Annotated in this window: 21 protein-coding genes; 18 read left to right on the top strand and 3 right to left on the bottom strand. The window is 39.5% G+C overall.

The annotated features are described in order from the left end of the window. Positions 1–297 precede the first annotated feature (297 nt). Positions 298–849, bottom strand: a complete 552-nt coding sequence (locus B9N62_RS07160) for an NAD(P)H-dependent oxidoreductase (RefSeq protein ID WP_087584953.1) — start codon at positions 847–849, stop codon at positions 298–300. A 105-nt stretch (positions 850–954) separates the two neighbouring features. Further along, positions 955–2,589: a CTP synthase gene (locus tag B9N62_RS07155; RefSeq protein ID WP_084109918.1), complete on the bottom strand. Its 1,635-nt coding sequence runs from the start codon at positions 2,587–2,589 to the stop codon at positions 955–957. A 128-nt stretch (positions 2,590–2,717) separates the two neighbouring features. On the opposite strand from B9N62_RS07155, the gene B9N62_RS07150 reads away from it, so the two are divergent. The 3 genes from B9N62_RS07150 to B9N62_RS07140 are packed head-to-tail and all read left to right on the top strand — an operon-like array spanning position 2,718 to position 5,587. Next, positions 2,718–2,933 (top strand): DUF4492 domain-containing protein, encoded by a 216-nt coding sequence (locus B9N62_RS07150; protein ID WP_021091886.1) that lies wholly within the window; start codon positions 2,718–2,720, stop codon positions 2,931–2,933. 1 nt (position 2,934) lies between these two features. After that, on the top strand, positions 2,935–4,470 hold the full coding sequence (locus B9N62_RS07145) for a cytochrome ubiquinol oxidase subunit I (RefSeq protein ID WP_087584952.1): 1,536 nt from the start codon (positions 2,935–2,937) through the stop codon (positions 4,468–4,470). Further along, the gene (locus tag B9N62_RS07140; RefSeq protein WP_257640223.1) at positions 4,460–5,587 is read left to right on the top strand and encodes a cytochrome d ubiquinol oxidase subunit II; all 1,128 of its coding nucleotides are present in this window, start codon (positions 4,460–4,462) and stop codon (positions 5,585–5,587) included. The genes B9N62_RS07145 and B9N62_RS07140 overlap by 11 nt, the downstream gene beginning before the upstream one ends. 419 nt (positions 5,588–6,006) lie before the next feature. Here the strand turns inward: B9N62_RS07140 and B9N62_RS07135 are convergent, their stop codons facing one another. Continuing rightward, on the bottom strand, positions 6,007–6,756 hold the full coding sequence (locus B9N62_RS07135) for an XRE family transcriptional regulator (protein WP_087584951.1): 750 nt from the start codon (positions 6,754–6,756) through the stop codon (positions 6,007–6,009). An 81-nt stretch (positions 6,757–6,837) separates the two neighbouring features. Between B9N62_RS07135 and B9N62_RS07130 the strand changes: the two genes are divergently transcribed. The 15 genes from B9N62_RS07130 (at position 6,838) to B9N62_RS07065 (ending at position 14,835) form a co-directional block, all read left to right on the top strand. Further along, a complete protein-coding gene (locus B9N62_RS07130; protein ID WP_021090359.1) occupies positions 6,838–7,020 on the top strand; it encodes a hypothetical protein in 183 nt (60 codons plus the stop codon). Position 7,021: 1 nt separating this feature from the next. Continuing rightward, entirely contained in the window at positions 7,022–9,031 is a 2,010-nt protein-coding gene (locus tag B9N62_RS07125; RefSeq protein WP_087584950.1) for a Mu transposase C-terminal domain-containing protein, read from the top strand. Further along, complete coding sequence (locus B9N62_RS10815) at positions 9,006–9,137, top strand: hypothetical protein (protein ID WP_257640219.1); 132 nt, start codon at positions 9,006–9,008, stop codon at positions 9,135–9,137. The genes B9N62_RS07125 and B9N62_RS10815 overlap by 26 nt, the downstream gene beginning before the upstream one ends. A gap of 11 nt (positions 9,138–9,148) precedes the next feature. Next, entirely contained in the window at positions 9,149–10,054 is a 906-nt protein-coding gene (locus tag B9N62_RS07120) for an ATP-binding protein (protein ID WP_257640218.1), read from the top strand. Beyond that, positions 10,054–10,302 (top strand): hypothetical protein, encoded by a 249-nt coding sequence (locus B9N62_RS07115; RefSeq protein ID WP_087584949.1) that lies wholly within the window; start codon positions 10,054–10,056, stop codon positions 10,300–10,302. The genes B9N62_RS07120 and B9N62_RS07115 overlap by 1 nt, the downstream gene beginning before the upstream one ends. A gap of 63 nt (positions 10,303–10,365) precedes the next feature. Continuing rightward, a complete protein-coding gene (locus B9N62_RS07110) occupies positions 10,366–10,707 on the top strand; it encodes a DUF7768 domain-containing protein (RefSeq protein ID WP_087584948.1) in 342 nt (113 codons plus the stop codon). 35 nt (positions 10,708–10,742) lie between these two features. Beyond that, positions 10,743–11,231, top strand: a complete 489-nt coding sequence (locus B9N62_RS07105; RefSeq protein WP_087584947.1) for a host-nuclease inhibitor Gam family protein — start codon at positions 10,743–10,745, stop codon at positions 11,229–11,231. Positions 11,232–11,425: 194 nt separating this feature from the next. Further along, a complete protein-coding gene (locus B9N62_RS07100) occupies positions 11,426–11,794 on the top strand; it encodes a hypothetical protein (RefSeq protein WP_087584946.1) in 369 nt (122 codons plus the stop codon). Continuing rightward, on the top strand, positions 11,788–12,039 hold the full coding sequence (locus tag B9N62_RS07095; RefSeq protein ID WP_087584945.1) for a hypothetical protein: 252 nt from the start codon (positions 11,788–11,790) through the stop codon (positions 12,037–12,039). Before B9N62_RS07100 ends, B9N62_RS07095 begins: the two co-directional genes overlap by 7 nt. A gap of 282 nt (positions 12,040–12,321) precedes the next feature. Continuing rightward, on the top strand, positions 12,322–12,720 hold the full coding sequence (locus B9N62_RS07085; RefSeq protein ID WP_087584943.1) for a phage protein GemA/Gp16 family protein: 399 nt from the start codon (positions 12,322–12,324) through the stop codon (positions 12,718–12,720). Position 12,721: 1 nt separating this feature from the next. Next, positions 12,722–12,907 carry a hypothetical protein gene (locus B9N62_RS07080; protein ID WP_021090302.1) on the top strand — a complete coding sequence of 62 codons (186 nt, stop codon included), beginning with the start codon at positions 12,722–12,724 and terminating at the stop codon, positions 12,905–12,907. Beyond that, entirely contained in the window at positions 12,904–13,578 is a 675-nt protein-coding gene (locus B9N62_RS10810) for a hypothetical protein (protein WP_257640216.1), read from the top strand. Before B9N62_RS07080 ends, B9N62_RS10810 begins: the two co-directional genes overlap by 4 nt. A 90-nt stretch (positions 13,579–13,668) precedes the next feature. Further along, positions 13,669–14,118, top strand: coding sequence for a hypothetical protein (locus B9N62_RS10805; RefSeq protein WP_257640215.1), 450 nt, complete (start codon positions 13,669–13,671; stop codon positions 14,116–14,118). Continuing rightward, positions 14,094–14,411 (top strand): hypothetical protein, encoded by a 318-nt coding sequence (locus B9N62_RS07070; RefSeq protein ID WP_021090379.1) that lies wholly within the window; start codon positions 14,094–14,096, stop codon positions 14,409–14,411. Before B9N62_RS10805 ends, B9N62_RS07070 begins: the two co-directional genes overlap by 25 nt. 1 nt (position 14,412) lies before the next feature. Further along, on the top strand, positions 14,413–14,835 hold the full coding sequence (locus B9N62_RS07065; RefSeq protein WP_087584942.1) for an HK97 gp10 family phage protein: 423 nt from the start codon (positions 14,413–14,415) through the stop codon (positions 14,833–14,835). Positions 14,836–14,922: the final 87 nt, after the last annotated feature.

The raw sequence follows: 14,922 nt of genomic DNA, 5'->3' as shown, positions 1-14,922 counted from the left end.
CACTTAAATTTACACCCATATTGCCAAAAATTTGGCTATAAAAATACTTCTTTTTCATCGCAATCTTTCGTCTTTATTTTGAATGCTTGGATTATATCTTTTTGAAATTTAATTTCTTATAATTTTAAATGAAAGTAGGATTTTAGGGCTAATGGCAAGCTTAAAAGCTTTGTTAAATTGATAGTCTTTACAAATTTAACCCGACAAAAATAGTAAGCATTAGCAAAAATTTATACAATTAAATTTATAAATTTTAAATGGTTTATGCCAGAAAATTTAAACCATTTTTATAAAAATTTATTCCAAATTTCTCAAAAACTCCGCGTATTCTCTAGCGCCGCGTTCTATTTCGCTGTCGCTTGATACGTAGTCCACACCCGGAGTCTCTTCAGCGCCGTAAAATGCAAAAAAGTCGCGGTAATCGGCGTGAAAATAGTATTTAAACGCAAGCTCAAACGGCGTAAGAACCTCGCGCAAGCTAAAATGATAGCGTCCTTGCGGGCAGTAATCGCTCTTTTTGATGCCTGCAGTCACGGCTAGCGCCACCTTGCGTCCCGCTATGCCATCCGAGCCGCGTCCATAGGCAAAGCCGTGCGTCATCACCGCGTCGATCCATGATTTTAAAATCGGAGAGCAGGAGAAGTTGTGAAGCGGAAACTGCAAAACGAGGGCGTCGTGGGCCCTGATGAGCTCTTGCTCGTGCACAGCGTCGATGTTGCCGTCCGCGTAAACCTGCATCAAATCATGAACGCTAAAGCGCTGCGGCTCTTTGAGAGCCTCTTGCAGCAGGCGTTTGTTTATGACCGAGTTTTGAATGTCTGGGTGGGCTAAGATGATTAGGGTTTTCATTTTTCTCCTTAAAAATTTATAGAAAGAAGTGGGATTTATTTGGCAAATAATTGAATAAAACAGCAAAATTTTTAAAAGAATTTTTAGAGCCAGATGGCTCTAAATTTAAGATTTGACGTTTTCTAAACTTGCCTTTATAAAGCCTAATATCACAGGATTTGGTTTAGTTAGACGGCTAGTAAATTCAGGATGACACTGCACGCCCACAAACCACGGATGGCCTTTTAGCTCGATAGCCTCTATCAGTCCATCGCTCTCACCGCTTACCAAAAGACCATTTTTCTCAAAAATTTCTTTATATTTTGGATTTGCCTCGTATCGGTGGCGATGGCGCTCTTTTACACTCTTTGCATTGCCATAAATTTCAGCTAGAAGTGTCTTTGGTTTTATCTCACAGTTATATGCTCCAAGCCTCATCGTGCCGCCAAGTGGGCTTGTGTGCGTTCTTATCTGTTTTTTGCCATGAGCGTCGATAAAGCTATCGATTAGATAGATGATAGGGTTTTTACACTCTTTGTCAAATTCCATAGAATTTGCATCTTCTAAGCCTAAAACATCCCTTGCAAACTCAATGAGTGCTAGCTGCATACCAAGGCAAATTCCAAGATAAGGGATCTTATTTTCACGAGCAAATTTTATAGCCTGCATCTTGCCTAAAACACCCCTTTCACCAAAGCCACCAGCGACCAAGATGCCATCTACGTCCTTTAAAAGCTCATTTACATTGTTCTCTTCTATCTTTTCGCTATCTATCCAGCGTAAATTTACCCTAGCATCCAAATTTGCTCCAGCGTGGATAATGCCCTCAGTTAGGCTCTTGTAGCTCTCTTTTAGATCGATATATTTACCTACAAATGCTATTGTAGTTTCATTTGTTGGAGCGATTATCCTTTTTACTAGACTATCCCACTTTGCCATGTCTGGTTTTAGCTCATTAAAGCCTAAATTTTCAGCGATTGGAGTTAGTATGTCTTGCTTTAAAAATGAAAGTGGAATTTGATAGATACTTGCGCTATCTAAGCTCTCTATAACACAATTTTTCTCAACACCACAGCTTGCTGCGATCTTATCTTTTAGCTCACGGTTTAGTGGCATTTCAGATCTGCAGATGATGATGTCTGGTGTTATGCCTATACGTCTTAGCTCGCCTACGCTATGCTGGGTTGGCTTTGTTTTTAGCTCGCCAGCTACTTTGATAAATGGCACAAGCGTTAGGTGGATATTTAGCGCTCTTTTTTTGCCAACTTCTACTCTTAGCGCTCTTATCGCCTCTAAAAATGGTAGTCCCTCGATGTCGCCAACGGTTCCGCCGATCTCAACGATGAGTACATCTTTGCCCTCGCCTGCTTTTTTGATGCGGTCAACGATCTCGCCAACGATGTGAGGGATAACTTGTATAGTCTTTCCAAGGTAGTCACCACGGCGCTCTTTTTCGATCACTGAGCTATAAACTCTACCTGTTGTGAAGTTATTATCCTGACTTAGGCTCTCATCTAAAAATCTCTCGTAGTGGCCAAGGTCAAGATCAGTCTCTGCGCCATCGTCTGTGACAAAAACTTCGCCATGCTCTAGCGGGCTCATCGTGCCAGGATCTACGTTGATATATGGATCAGCTTTTAAAACACTTACTTTTAAGCCGGAATTTTTTAAAAGAGTCGCGATAGACGCAGCTGCGATGCCTTTTCCAAGTGAGCTTAAAACGCCACCTGTAATAAAAATATACTTCGTCTCTTTTGCCATCAAAATTTTCCTTAACTTTAGTTATTTTTTTATCTGCCGATTATACCCCTTAAATATTTAGTAAGGCATTAATCGTGCAAATTTTAAAAATTATTCTTTAAGTCTTTTTGTTATAGACTTCAAAAACTATGATAAAAAACTACCTAAACATCATTGCCTCTTTATATATAGAGGGCTTTAAAAACATGAAAATAGGCAAAAAATTATGGCTTCTCATAATAATAAAGCTTATCATCATGTTTGGAATTTTAAAAGCCTTCATCTTTAACGAGACTCTAAATACCAAATTTCAAACCGACGAAGAAAAAAGCGAATTTGTAATTCGTAATTTAATAAAGGAATAAAATGTCTGAGATGGATTTTGTTGATTGGTCTAGGGCTCAGTTTGCGCTGACTGCCATTTACCACTTTTTGTTTGTCCCGCTTACTTTGGGGCTAAGTTTTATCATCGCCATTATGGAGACGATATATGTTAAAACCGGCGATAAAGTCTGGCTTGAGATAACGAAATTTTGGCTAAAGCTCTTTGGTATAAATTTCGCTATCGGTGTGGCTACTGGTATCATCATGGAGTTTGAGTTTGGTACAAACTGGGCAAATTACAGCTGGTTTGTCGGCGATATCTTCGGCGCTCCTCTTGCGATAGAAGGCTTGCTCGCATTTTTTATGGAGAGTACATTTTTTGCCATTATGTTTTTTGGCTGGGATAAGGTTAGTAAGAAATTTCACCTGCTTTCAACCTGGCTTGTCGCGATCGGTTCAAATTTAAGCGCGCTTTGGATCTTAATCGCGAATGGCTGGATGCAATATCCTATCGGCATGAAATTTAACCCAGATACGGCTAGAATGGAGATGGAAAATTTCTTCGAAGTTGCGCTAAATCCTCTTGGCATTAGCAAATTTTTACACACAGTAACTAGCGGCTACACTATCTCGGCTCTTTTTGTGATAGGAATTTCTGCTTGGTTTTTAATCAAAAAACGCCACATCTTGCTAGCTAAAAAAAGCATCGTCGTTGCTAGCGCATTTGGCCTTATCACATCGGTATTTTTGCTACTTAGCGGCGATGAGAGCGCATATTTTGTAGCTCAAAAGCAGCCTATGAAGCTAGCAGCCATGGAGGGGCTTTATAATGGCGAGAAAAATGCTGGTCTAGTTGCCGCTGGTATTTTAAACCTAGCTAAAAAGCTTGACGACGAGAGCGAGCCATTTTTGCTTGAGATAAAGGTACCTTACGCACTTGGCATCATGGCAAACAGAGAGCTTGACTCATTTACGCCGGGCATAAATGACCTACTTTATGGCAACAGCGAACATAATCTCATGAGCGTTGAAGAGAAGATGGCAAAGGGCAAAGTAGCTATCGAAGCTCTTAAAAACTACAAAGAGGCTAAAAAAGCAAATGACGAGAGCTTGATGAAAAGCTCACTTTCAAATTTAGAGAGCAACCTAAATTTCTTAGGATATGGCTATCTTAAGGACGCAAAAGATGCTGTGCCACCAGTTACACTTACATTTTATAGCTTTCACATCATGGTCGCTCTTGGCACTTACTTCATAGCTCTTTTTGCTATAACTCTTTATCTAAATCTCTCAAGAAAATATAAATTTGAAAACATAAGAGCATTTTTATGGATCTGCCTCTTTACCATACCGCTTGGCTACATCGCAGCTGAAGCTGGCTGGATAGTAGCAGAGGTCGGTCGTCAGCCTTGGGTGATACAAGATCTCATGACCGTTGGCGTTGGAGCTACAAATTTAGCAGACTCAAATATCAAAATTTCATTTATATTATTTGCTGTTTTATTTACGGTCTTGCTGATTGCTGAGATCAAAATCATGCTTAAGCAAATAAAGATAGGATTTAATGATCATGCATAGTTTAAGCTTAGAAAATTTACAAATTTATTGGTGGTTTATAGTTAGCCTTCTTGGCGGACTTTTAGTCTTTATGATGTTTGTTCAAGGCGGCCAGTCTCTCATCTTTAGCCTTGGCAAGGATGAGCTTAAAAAAGATATGCTCATAAATTCTATCGGTAGAAAGTGGGAGCTCACATTTACGACGCTTGTTATGTTTGGTGGTGCGTGCTTTGCGGCGTTCCCACTATTTTACGCTACCAGCTTTGGTGGTGCCTACTGGGTTTGGCTGGCTATTTTATTTTGCTTTATCGTCCAAGCTGTAAGCTACGAGTACCGCAAAAAGCCTGATAACTTCTTAGGCGCTAGAACTTATGAAATTTTCCTTTTCATAAATGGCTCACTTGGTGTTATTCTTATCGGCATGGCGGTTAGTACATTTTTTAGCGGTAGCGACTTTGTACTAAATGAACACAATTTTGTCGAGTGGAAAACTCCATTTCGCGGCCTTGAAGCTTTGGCAAATCCTTACTTGTACCTGCTTGGCATAGCGATGTTTTTCCTATCTCGCGTAGGTGGCTGCTTATATCTTATAAATAACATCGCTGATGGCGAATTTATACAAAACGCTAGAAAACAGCTAATTATCAACACCGTGCTATTCTTGCCATTTTTCTTAGGATTTCTTGCGTGGATACTTACAAAAGATGGCTTTGCGTATGACGCAAATGGCGTAGTTAGCCTTGTTGCTTACAAATACGCTATAAATTTGATTGAGATGCCTATCGCTGGCATATTGCTTCTTGTTGGCGTGCTTTTGGTGCTTGTTGGAATTTTCCAAGGGGCATTTACAAAGAGTATTCGCGGAATTTTCGCTTACGGCGTCGGCGTTACGCTAGCTGTGACCGCGCTATTTTTGATAACAGGACTAAATGGCACAGCATTTTATCCGTCATTTAGCGATCTTTCTAGCTCGCTAACTATCAAAAATGCAAGCTCGAGCCACTACACACTTGGCGTTATGGCCTATGTTAGTTTGCTAGTGCCAGTAGTGCTTGCTTATATCATCGTCGTCTGGAGAGCGATAGATAGCAAGAAGATCACACAAGATGAGATCAAAAACGATCATCACGCATACTAAGGATAAAAGATGTTAGAAGCAGGAATTTTTTTGATACTTTGGCCAGTGACGCTATTTGCTAGCTATAAATTTGTTCTTTTTTCTCTTAAGAAATTTGACGCAAATAACTAAAATTTAGGGGCGTTTGCTCCTAAATTCTTCTTTTTATTTTTACTCTTTAAAACGACTTTTTTATAAATTTATTTAAGCCGCTTTTCATATAAGCGTTAGTGATAAATCTTATGCAAAAGGTAAAAAAATAAGAACAGATAAAAATATGGAGCAAATAGCGTTAAAAACGTTGTTTGGATAGGTGTGGACGTAAGGTAAAAAATGAGAACTCAAAATGCAAAATTTGCAAAATTTAGGCATTTTTTTGCATTTTGAAAGCCAAAGCTTCAAATTGCTTCAAAAACTTCAAAGATAGCTTCAAAGTCCCTTTAAATCACGCCTTTTCTGATATGTGCCACGACGCGTCCTACGATAGCGCAATTTTCTAAATTTTCGCCGTCTATTACGATAGGTTCGTATTTTTCATTATCCGAAAATAGAGTTATAGCCTTCGTTATCGGGTTTTTTTCTAATCGTTTGACGAATACGTCTCCGCCGTAGTTTATGACGTATATATTGCCGCTTATTACGCCACCTGTATTTGCCGTACTTATAAAAAGAAGCTCGCCATTAGCAATAGTAGGCTCCATGCTGTCGCCTTTGGCATTAATGATATGAACCTTAGATAGGTCTCCACTAATACGTAAAAAGCCTCGGAGAAAGTTTTCGTTAAAATCTAACGTAGTCGGCGCTTCTTCATAATTTATAGCACCGTTTCCCGCGCTTGCATAGGTATCTTCAAAATATGGCACGGCTATAATGCCGTTTTCTTCGGCGTCATTGCTTGATTTGTTTTGATTTTTAAGATTAGAGAGATTGGGGGACAAATTTTCTATATTGGGGGACATTTTTTCTTTGGATTGGGGGACATTTTTTTTAATTTCTTTTTGTGTCAAAATATCAACATCCAAATTTAAACCCATTGCAATTTTTTTTATTACATTGGTGGTTAAATTCTCATCATCTGATTTTTCATATCTTTGTATTGTTTTATCGGACACTCCCGCCAAATTGGCTAACTCTTGTTGAGTTAAATTTCTTTCTTCTCTAAAAAAGCGAATTTTCTGTCCTATTTTCATTATTATCCCCTTGACAACCAGACAAAATTGTCGTATAATTTCGACATTGATACCAAAATTATAACAAAGGAAGCTTAAACGATGATAGATTTAATCGGCAACGTAAAAAGCGGCGGAGTAGCGGAGCAAATCCAAATCAAGACAAATAAAACTTTAAAGAGATTTTGCCGCGAAAATAACCTAAGTTATGGAAGTATCTTAAATGGCTATTTCTCTAAAAAAGCTAAAAATACCTTTAAAAAAGTCGGTATAAAAGTAGCCTAATATGTGGTTAAGTTCTAAGCAAGCGGCGGAAATTTTGGGCGTAAAATACGAAACCATTAAGAAATCTGCTCAACGTGCCAGAAAATCAGGAAAAAAATTTTGCTCTATTAACGGACAAAATTGTCTGTTAAATATGCTTGATGGTAATATTGGCGGCGCATCCGGCAAAACCCTCCAAATTTGGATCGACGACGCCGTAGCAAACGACGACCCAAACCAAAAGGAGTCAAACGATGAGAAAAATAGCCTTGATCGTAGTTTGGATCATAGCCGCGGTAGCGATAGCGCCGCTTTTTGCAGCGCTGTGGATAGTGCAGTTAGCGATGGATATATTATGGACGGTAGCGGCTGCTGCGAGCGCGGCGGCGATAGCCGTAATCTGCTTTGCGGAGCGCAAGCTAGCGAAAAAATAGAGGCTAAAAGCGCAAGTCAAGATCAGGTAAAGATAAAAATCGAGGATCTAGAAAACATGAATAAGCTAAAAGCCGTCAGAGAGCTAAAAAACTGCCCAAAAGGCATGAGTAAGACTATGTGGGGGCAAGGAGTAGCGAAAAAGTACGGAGTTAGCCTAAAGACGCTTTACGCATGGGCGAAACTAAATAAAAAAGAGGACGTAGAGATAGAAGACGATGAGTTAAGCATTGATTTTAGAGCTAGTTTTAAGAGTTCTAGCTTTGAAATGAAGGCTTTAGAGTGGGCGACCGGGTTTATGCTGCACAACCCTTTGAGCTCTAAAAGGTTCGTTTACGAAAAGCTTGAAATTTACGCAAAAGAGAACGACCTAAACATAGGCTCTTACCAGAGCTTTGCTCGCCTGACCGCTACGCCTGAGATAAAAGCTATGCTATTTCGCGCAACCGCCGGCGATAGAGGGGTCAGAAACGAGATAGCCTCGTTTGTTATCAGGGATCTAAACTGCTACGAGAGTATGGAGCTAGTTTGCGGCGATCAGATAGTGTTTGATTTTGACGCTATCGGCCCCGACGGAGAGGTGCTAAATCCAAACGCTTACGTATGGATAGATATGGGAAGCGGAGCGATAATCGGCGTGGACGTAACGTTTGGCAAATACAACCGCTTAAGCGTAGGAAGAAGTCTAAAAAGCGCGCTAAGATTTGGCATGGCGGACGCTATATACACCGATAACGGCAAGCCAGAGCTAAGTAACTACATCGAGCAGGTAAGGAGTCAGCTAAGCGGCATAAAATTTAGAGACTTCGACGATCTTGCGCCAAACATGATACACAAAAAAGCAAAGCCGGGAAACTCGCGCGCAAAACCTATCGAAAATATCTTTAACCACGTGCAAAGACGCATGAGCGAGATAGTGTTTTTCGAGCGAGGGGGAGCTAGCTATCACAAAGATAAACGGGGCAACACACAAGAGATCATCAAAAAATACATGAAGGAAAATCCTTTAAATTACGAGGATTTCATTAGTTATTTCGAGCAAGGGATCAGGTGGTGGAACGAGCACTATAACGAAAGTCGCAAAATACACCCTATGAAAAGCTTTCTTGAAAAACTAGAAGCTAAACCAAAGGCGATATTCGACGAGACGACGCTTGATTTTATATTTAGCGAGCGCCGCGCCATCAAGGTAAAAAATAGCAGCGTAATGCTAACGATAATGGGGCAAAAACGCACTTATAGCCATCCGAAACTTTGCAAATTTAACGGCGAAACGGTGGAAGTGCGCATAAACGAAAACGACTACGAGAGAGTAAATATCGTGGATATGGATAGCCATAGAGCGCTATGCGAGGCAAATATCATAGATAGGATAGATCCGAGAGATCACGAAAAAGTAAAAGCGCAGATAGCTAAAAACGAAGCCGTAACCAAGGCGGTAAGGGCGGCGTTTGGATATTACTTCGATCTATACAAGAGAGCAAATACCATGAACGCATATACGAGCGTCGCGCACGAAACCAAAGTAAAAAATGAGAAAACTAGAAAAATAAGCAAAAAAATAGCGATGAGCAATGAAGAGTTGCTTAATGCTATGTGAGCGAGCGCCGGTAGAGGACGACGACTGCTCGTCGTCCGTGCGCGAGCGAATGAGCGGAGTATATCGCAAAAGCGATACGAGCGATGGATATAAAAATAAACCTTAAAAGGAGAATTTATGAGTATCAGTTTAAAAGAAAAATTTGAGCTTTGCCAAGCTTACGGCGAAACGCTAGAAACGATAGGCAAAGCCATAGGCAAAGGCGGGGGAACGGTAAGCGGCGTCATAAACGGCAAATACGCTTCGTCTAAGGCCGAACTTTACGAGACGGCGATCGAGTCGTATTTAGATAGAGTTTTGGCCGCAAACGCCGAAAAAAAAGAGGCAAAGACGCCTAAAAGCAAAGTTTGGCTAAGCACGGCGCAAGAAAAGATTAGAGATAGGATTTTTAAAATGAACGGCTCTAATCTTAGTTTTTTCGAGCTAATTTTAGGCGAAAGCGGTATGGGAAAGACCTTTTTACTAGAAATGACGGCGCACGAGCTTGACGGAGTATACGTAAAAGCTCGCAAAAGCCTAAGCGCAAGCGCATTTATGAGCCTACTTTTGCGAACTATCGGCGAAAAACCGAGCGGAAACATGGACGATAAATTAGAGCACTTTTGCGAGGCTATAACACAGAGCGAAAAAAGGCTAATAATCGTGGATGAAGCCGATTTGTTCGTAAAGGACAACGACTTAACGTTTGAGAAAAAATTTGAGCTTTTAAGAGAAATCTACGAATACGGTAAACGCTACAAACTAGGCATAGCCGTAATAGCAGTAGGTCTTGGGGTGCTTAAAAAACGTATAGATAAGCTCGGCGGCTATTTGCAAAGCAGGCTTACTTATTCTCCAGAGATGGTTTTAAGCAGGGACGAGCTCATAAAAATCGGTCAAATGAGCGGAATAGAGGGTGAGATAGCGGAGTTTTTAGCCGAAGGGGATAACGCAAGGCTATATGAAAAAACGTCGCTAAATTTGGCTTTAGGATATGAGCCAAAGGTAGCGGCAAATCTAGTATATCAAACAAGGAGGGCGTGATGGCGGCGGATATTTTTCAAAATCGCGCGGTGGAGCGAACGCAAGCGGCGGGACTAGTTAGGCTGGTGAGAGAATTTGAAGAGAAAGGATTTGAAATGAGAGTAAGTGCTAAAGGTGAGCTATGGGGCATAAGGCGCGCAAGCATGATAAAGGGCCAAAAGGCGGACTACTCAAAGAGCATGTTTAAACTAGTAGGCAAATATATCATAAGAACCGCCGACGGCAAAGTAATCGATACGGCGGCTTAAATTTGATTTTTCGGGAGCTCTGCGGAGCTTCCTATAAAGTTAAATTTTAAGAAAGGAGAACAGATGAAAACAGCAAGACTCGTCTTTGTTTCTACGCCTTATGCTAGCATCGAGTGCAAAGATCGGGACAGAAACTACTACGCTAAGCAAATAGCACAGCAGGCTTGCGCTATCGTAAGAGCTAATGGCTACGAGCCTATCTCGCCCGTGCTTGCGTGGATGGACGTATATAGCGAGCTTGAGCGTGAAAGAGTAATGAAAAACTGCGAAGAACTGCTTAGAGTGTGCAGCTACTACTACAGCCATCCGTGTAAGTGGAGCGACAAGAGTAAAGGCATGGCACAAGAGGCGGCATGGGCTAAAGAATACGGTCTTAGCGAGCTTAAATTTAGTTTGTTTGAGTGATAGGGCTAATAAAAATTTTTAATGAGGAGTAAAACATGCAAATAAATAGTTTTAGCGACGTGGACATCGCTTTAAAAAGATTATGCGAAGTAAGCGTAGGTATAGAAAAAATTAACGGTGAAGTAACGCTCGAGTGCAACCGTATAAAAGAAGCTAGAAAGAGCGAAGTTGAAAGACTTGAGAGTGAAAAAAGCTACATTGAGCAGCAAATCACACTATTTTGTGAGGACAATAAGGCTGAATTTGCCGAAAAACGCTCAAAAGAATTTACCTTTGGAGAGATAGGATACCGCATAAGCAAAAGCGTAAGAGTACCTAATGTAAAAGCCAAGCTTGAAAGTTTGTTAAGCTCAATAAAGGCATTTGGATTAGGTAAAGAGTGCATTATATATGAAGAAAAGCCTAACAAGGAAGCACTTGCGGAGCTAAAAGACGAGGATCTAGTAAAACTTGGTCTTAAAAGAGTAGTGAAAGATAATTTTAGGATAGTGCCTAAAATAGAGAGCCTGGAGGTAGGAAAATGAACGAGATAAAGAGTGATTTTCAAATCTATTGGAGTAAATATAAAAAGTTAAAAGATAGCAAAAATAGGCTTTTACCTAGGTTTGTAAGACGAGAAAAATTAAAAATTTGTGTTAAAGGGCTTTAAGCCCTTTAAAGAGTGTTTTAAATTATTTTAACACTCTTTAAAAGGTTTAAATTTTTGAAAGGAGCAAGCGTGACAAACGAACAGTTTGATGAGATCAAAGAGCTATTAAAGCTCTACAGGAAACAAAAAGCCACAACTATAAAGAAGTGCAAAGAGGAGTTTAGCGAGCGATTTAATAGTGCGTTTTTGGAATACCAAGCGGCGTTTTGCAAATATACGCAAGAGATGAGCTTGCAGCAATATCCACCCAAGTATTATATCGACTCACTTTGCGCTATGGCCGTAGTCGCTATCAATGCAGGACGTGAGGGATTCTTCTGCCATATAGGCTTTTACACAATCACCACTCACATAAGATATATTTTCGACGAGATAGCTAAGCGCGGACAAAATCCGTACGAGTGTATGAAAAAATTTATAAAGGAAAGATCATGCTAGGTTTTTTGACGTGGGGGCTAATTTTAAACGTTTATGCTTTTATCGTAACTCTCATTGCTACCAGGATAGTAATTCCTAAATCGGAACGGAAAAGAGAACCTAAAAGGATCGTCGCGATAATAACTACGGCGCTAGTTCCTTATATGATGACGGTTTTATGTCTATGCATTATCGTAATTTTAGCGATCTGCAAATTCGACTATGAGGAATTTAAAAAGTTTAAAGAGGAAATAAATAGCAAATAAAGGGCTTTAAGCCCTTTAAAGAGCGTTTTAAACCACTTTAACGCTCTTTAAAAGGTTTAATTTTAAGGAAAGACGGTTTGACAACTAAGCAAAAAATTCACCTCGATAATCTACACGCAAAAAAGAGAGAATCGTATCAAGCTAGACTTAATAATGTCCTAAGCTACGATCTTAGTTTTTACCGTTTTAAAAACGGAAAACTAAACGTATCTAAGTTAGCTAGGTGTAGCGGTTTAAGCCGTGGATTTTTAGAAAAACATTTATGGTTTAGAGGCTTATAAAATGAGCAAAAAAGAAGAAATTTATAGAAAGCAGCTTTTGGCGATCATCCATACGCACCCGTTTTATAAACACGCAAAACAAAATGACGCATGGGAAGAATTTTTAAGCGCTTGGGACGTAAAAAGCTGCGCGCAGTTAAAAGTAAAAGAGCTTATAAATTTAATAGCCGTTATGGACGGTAAAGATAATCCAAAGTCTAGCACAGCAGAGTTTGCAACGCAAAGTCAAATATATGCCATAAAATCTCTTTGGCAAAGAGTGGCTAATGATAAAAGCGACAAAGCCTTGCTATTTTTCATAAAGCGGATAACTAAAAATTTATACCTAAAAATAGAGTATATAAAAAAGAGAGAGGCCTCAAAGATACTTATAGTTTTAAAGAAGATGGAGAATAAATAAAATGCTTTGTCCTAAATGCGCATGCGAAAAAACGAGCGTTTTAAAAACGATTAAGGGACTAAAAAACATAAGAATGAGAAGATGCGAGGGTTGCGGATATAGCTGGATGACCGAAGAAAAGCCCATAAAAGACAAAGAACTAATAGAATACGCCGAATATATAGAGCGTATCGAAGGTAAAAAATGAGATTTTTAAAAGCTTTAACTAGATACAAGATACTAAAATCAAGCGACGATATAGAGTTTTTGCTACAAAACTACACCGCTGCGCAGATAGAAAAACTAGAAACCATAACAGCCGAAATTTTAGCTATTAGCACCGAAAATACGGACAAAGAAACCCTAAAGAAGCTACTTTTAAACAAAGCCAAAAGTGCAAACATAGACGTACTGCCTAGCGATCTTGAAAATTTATATATCATCTTATCCAAAAGAGCTCTAAAAAAAGTGGCTGAAAGTATGAATAAAACTCTAGCGTTCGTTTTTGACGAGATAGACGCGGATGCGGTGGATGCGATGAGAAAGAGTTTTTACTGGATGGGCAAAGAGTATAACCAAAATCTGCAAAACAGGCTAAAAGATAAGATCGAGGGCGTTTTTAAAGGCGAGATAGAGCTTGATGAGATCGGCGCGGAGTTAAAAAGAGAATTCGGCTCTATAATAAGCGCGGATGAGTGCTATTTTAAGGGAGTGAGCGATCATATAGCATTGCAGGCTAGAAACGTCACTACCGTTACGCAAGGGGTAAAATACGGCGTAAAATATTATAAAATTTTAGCTATTATGGACGCCAGGACGACACAAATTTGCCGCTCGATGCACGGACGCATAATCCCAGCCACACATCTTGAAGCGTAAGCCGAGAGGATACTAAACGCAAATAGCCTAGCTAGCAAAAAAGCGGCCGCAGCGTGGAAAAGCGAAGCGTATCTAGGCAAAAGCGATAAGATGGATAGTAATTTCGGGCTTCCGCCTTATCACTTTCGCTGCCGCACGGAAGCCGTGCCGGTATGGGTCGACGAAGAAGAGATAGATGGCGTCAAGATGAGAAATACGCAACCGCTTTACGAAAACGAGATTATAAAACATATAGATAAAATGGGTGTTGAGAGATATACAAACAAAAAGACTTACAATCACTCTGTAAGTTCATCAAAAAGAAACGTAAGCCCAGCAGATACTATAAAAGCACTCAACTCTATCTTAAAGATAGCTCCACACAGAGGACATGCAAACAGAAGCGTAGCTATGAGCCAAAACGGCTATTTTATGGTGTTTGATGGTGATTATTTATATAATATATTTAAACCGAGCGATAATCTGGAAAGATATTTTAAAAGAAGCGCGGTTTTAGATAAAGCGGAGATTATAAAATGGAAATTTGCAATATTTGCCTAGGTAACGGCTGGACGATAGAGAGCGCTAAAAACGCCAGTTTGGGTAAAGGTATGGAGATTGAAATTTTTGCTCAATTTGAAGTGCTTAATGATGATATTACCTGGATTTATGACATTGTCCTCCCAAGCGATGAGGCTATAAGTGAATGTAAAAAGATCGCTATGTTTAATAAAGCTTGTAAGTTTGTTGTTTATGATCTTGATAAAAGTGGCGACAATTGGATAAAAAAAGAGAGTTTTAGCGGTACTTTTATAGACGCATTAGAATACATAAAAGAAAATTTCAAAGTATAAAATGAAAAATATCGACAAATATTTAAAAGACTTCCTTTTTAGAGTGGGTTCGGGCGTAGCGCAGGTCGCCAAAGAAAAAACAGCACCTATAAGAACAGGCAATCTCAAAAGAGATATAAGGGTATTTGAGGCAAACGCTAGTGAAGTGAAAATAGGCAATACCTTAAAAATAAAATATGCCAAATATGTCCATAGCGGTACAAGAGCTTATACTATAAAACCCAAAAATAAAAAAGCTTTAGCCAATAAAAAGGCGGGATTATTTTTTGGTAAAAAGGTAAAACACCCCGGCATAAAGGCAAATCCATATCTGTTAAACGCTTGGAATGTCTACAAAAACGGCGGATTGAAACGCGCAAACAAGGCTCTTGCGGAAAATATCGGACAAGAGATCGTAAAAGAGATAAAAATTATTTTTAAGTAGGCCTTAAAAGCAGATTTAAAAATATAAAAATTCTCATTTTTACCTTGATTTTATAGGAAATGATATATAATCCGCAAAAATATTGAA

The organism is Campylobacter concisus (assembly GCF_002165785.1).
GTDB lineage: Bacteria > Campylobacterota > Campylobacteria > Campylobacterales > Campylobacteraceae > Campylobacter_A > Campylobacter_A concisus_W.
The sequence above is the reverse complement of the archived record's forward strand: the minus strand, read 5'-3'. Positions and strand labels throughout refer to the sequence as shown.

What these genes read in the sequence shown, in the direction of transcription:
- B9N62_RS07160 (WP_087584953.1), bottom strand. Translation starts at nt 849, where the DNA reads ATGAAAACCCTAATCATCTTAGCCCACCCAGACATTCAAAACTCGGTC.
- B9N62_RS07155 (WP_084109918.1), bottom strand. Translation starts at nt 2,589, where the DNA reads ATGGCAAAAGAGACGAAGTATATTTTTATTACAGGTGGCGTTTTAAGC.
- B9N62_RS07150 (WP_021091886.1), top strand. Translation starts at nt 2,718, where the DNA reads ATGATAAAAAACTACCTAAACATCATTGCCTCTTTATATATAGAGGGC.
- B9N62_RS07145 (WP_087584952.1), top strand. Translation starts at nt 2,935, where the DNA reads ATGTCTGAGATGGATTTTGTTGATTGGTCTAGGGCTCAGTTTGCGCTG.
- B9N62_RS07135 (WP_087584951.1), bottom strand. Translation starts at nt 6,756, where the DNA reads ATGAAAATAGGACAGAAAATTCGCTTTTTTAGAGAAGAAAGAAATTTA.
- B9N62_RS07130 (WP_021090359.1), top strand. Translation starts at nt 6,838, where the DNA reads ATGATAGATTTAATCGGCAACGTAAAAAGCGGCGGAGTAGCGGAGCAA.
- B9N62_RS07125 (WP_087584950.1), top strand. Translation starts at nt 7,022, where the DNA reads ATGTGGTTAAGTTCTAAGCAAGCGGCGGAAATTTTGGGCGTAAAATAC.
- B9N62_RS10815 (WP_257640219.1), top strand. Translation starts at nt 9,006, where the DNA reads ATGAAGAGTTGCTTAATGCTATGTGAGCGAGCGCCGGTAGAGGACGAC.
- B9N62_RS07120 (WP_257640218.1), top strand. Translation starts at nt 9,149, where the DNA reads ATGAGTATCAGTTTAAAAGAAAAATTTGAGCTTTGCCAAGCTTACGGC.
- B9N62_RS07115 (WP_087584949.1), top strand. Translation starts at nt 10,054, where the DNA reads ATGGCGGCGGATATTTTTCAAAATCGCGCGGTGGAGCGAACGCAAGCG.
- B9N62_RS07110 (WP_087584948.1), top strand. Translation starts at nt 10,366, where the DNA reads ATGAAAACAGCAAGACTCGTCTTTGTTTCTACGCCTTATGCTAGCATC.
- B9N62_RS07105 (WP_087584947.1), top strand. Translation starts at nt 10,743, where the DNA reads ATGCAAATAAATAGTTTTAGCGACGTGGACATCGCTTTAAAAAGATTA.
- B9N62_RS07095 (WP_087584945.1), top strand. Translation starts at nt 11,788, where the DNA reads ATGCTAGGTTTTTTGACGTGGGGGCTAATTTTAAACGTTTATGCTTTT.
- B9N62_RS07085 (WP_087584943.1), top strand. Translation starts at nt 12,322, where the DNA reads ATGAGCAAAAAAGAAGAAATTTATAGAAAGCAGCTTTTGGCGATCATC.
- B9N62_RS07080 (WP_021090302.1), top strand. Translation starts at nt 12,722, where the DNA reads ATGCTTTGTCCTAAATGCGCATGCGAAAAAACGAGCGTTTTAAAAACG.
- B9N62_RS10810 (WP_257640216.1), top strand. Translation starts at nt 12,904, where the DNA reads ATGAGATTTTTAAAAGCTTTAACTAGATACAAGATACTAAAATCAAGC.
- B9N62_RS10805 (WP_257640215.1), top strand. Translation starts at nt 13,669, where the DNA reads ATGGATAGTAATTTCGGGCTTCCGCCTTATCACTTTCGCTGCCGCACG.
- B9N62_RS07070 (WP_021090379.1), top strand. Translation starts at nt 14,094, where the DNA reads ATGGAAATTTGCAATATTTGCCTAGGTAACGGCTGGACGATAGAGAGC.
- B9N62_RS07065 (WP_087584942.1), top strand. Translation starts at nt 14,413, where the DNA reads ATGAAAAATATCGACAAATATTTAAAAGACTTCCTTTTTAGAGTGGGT.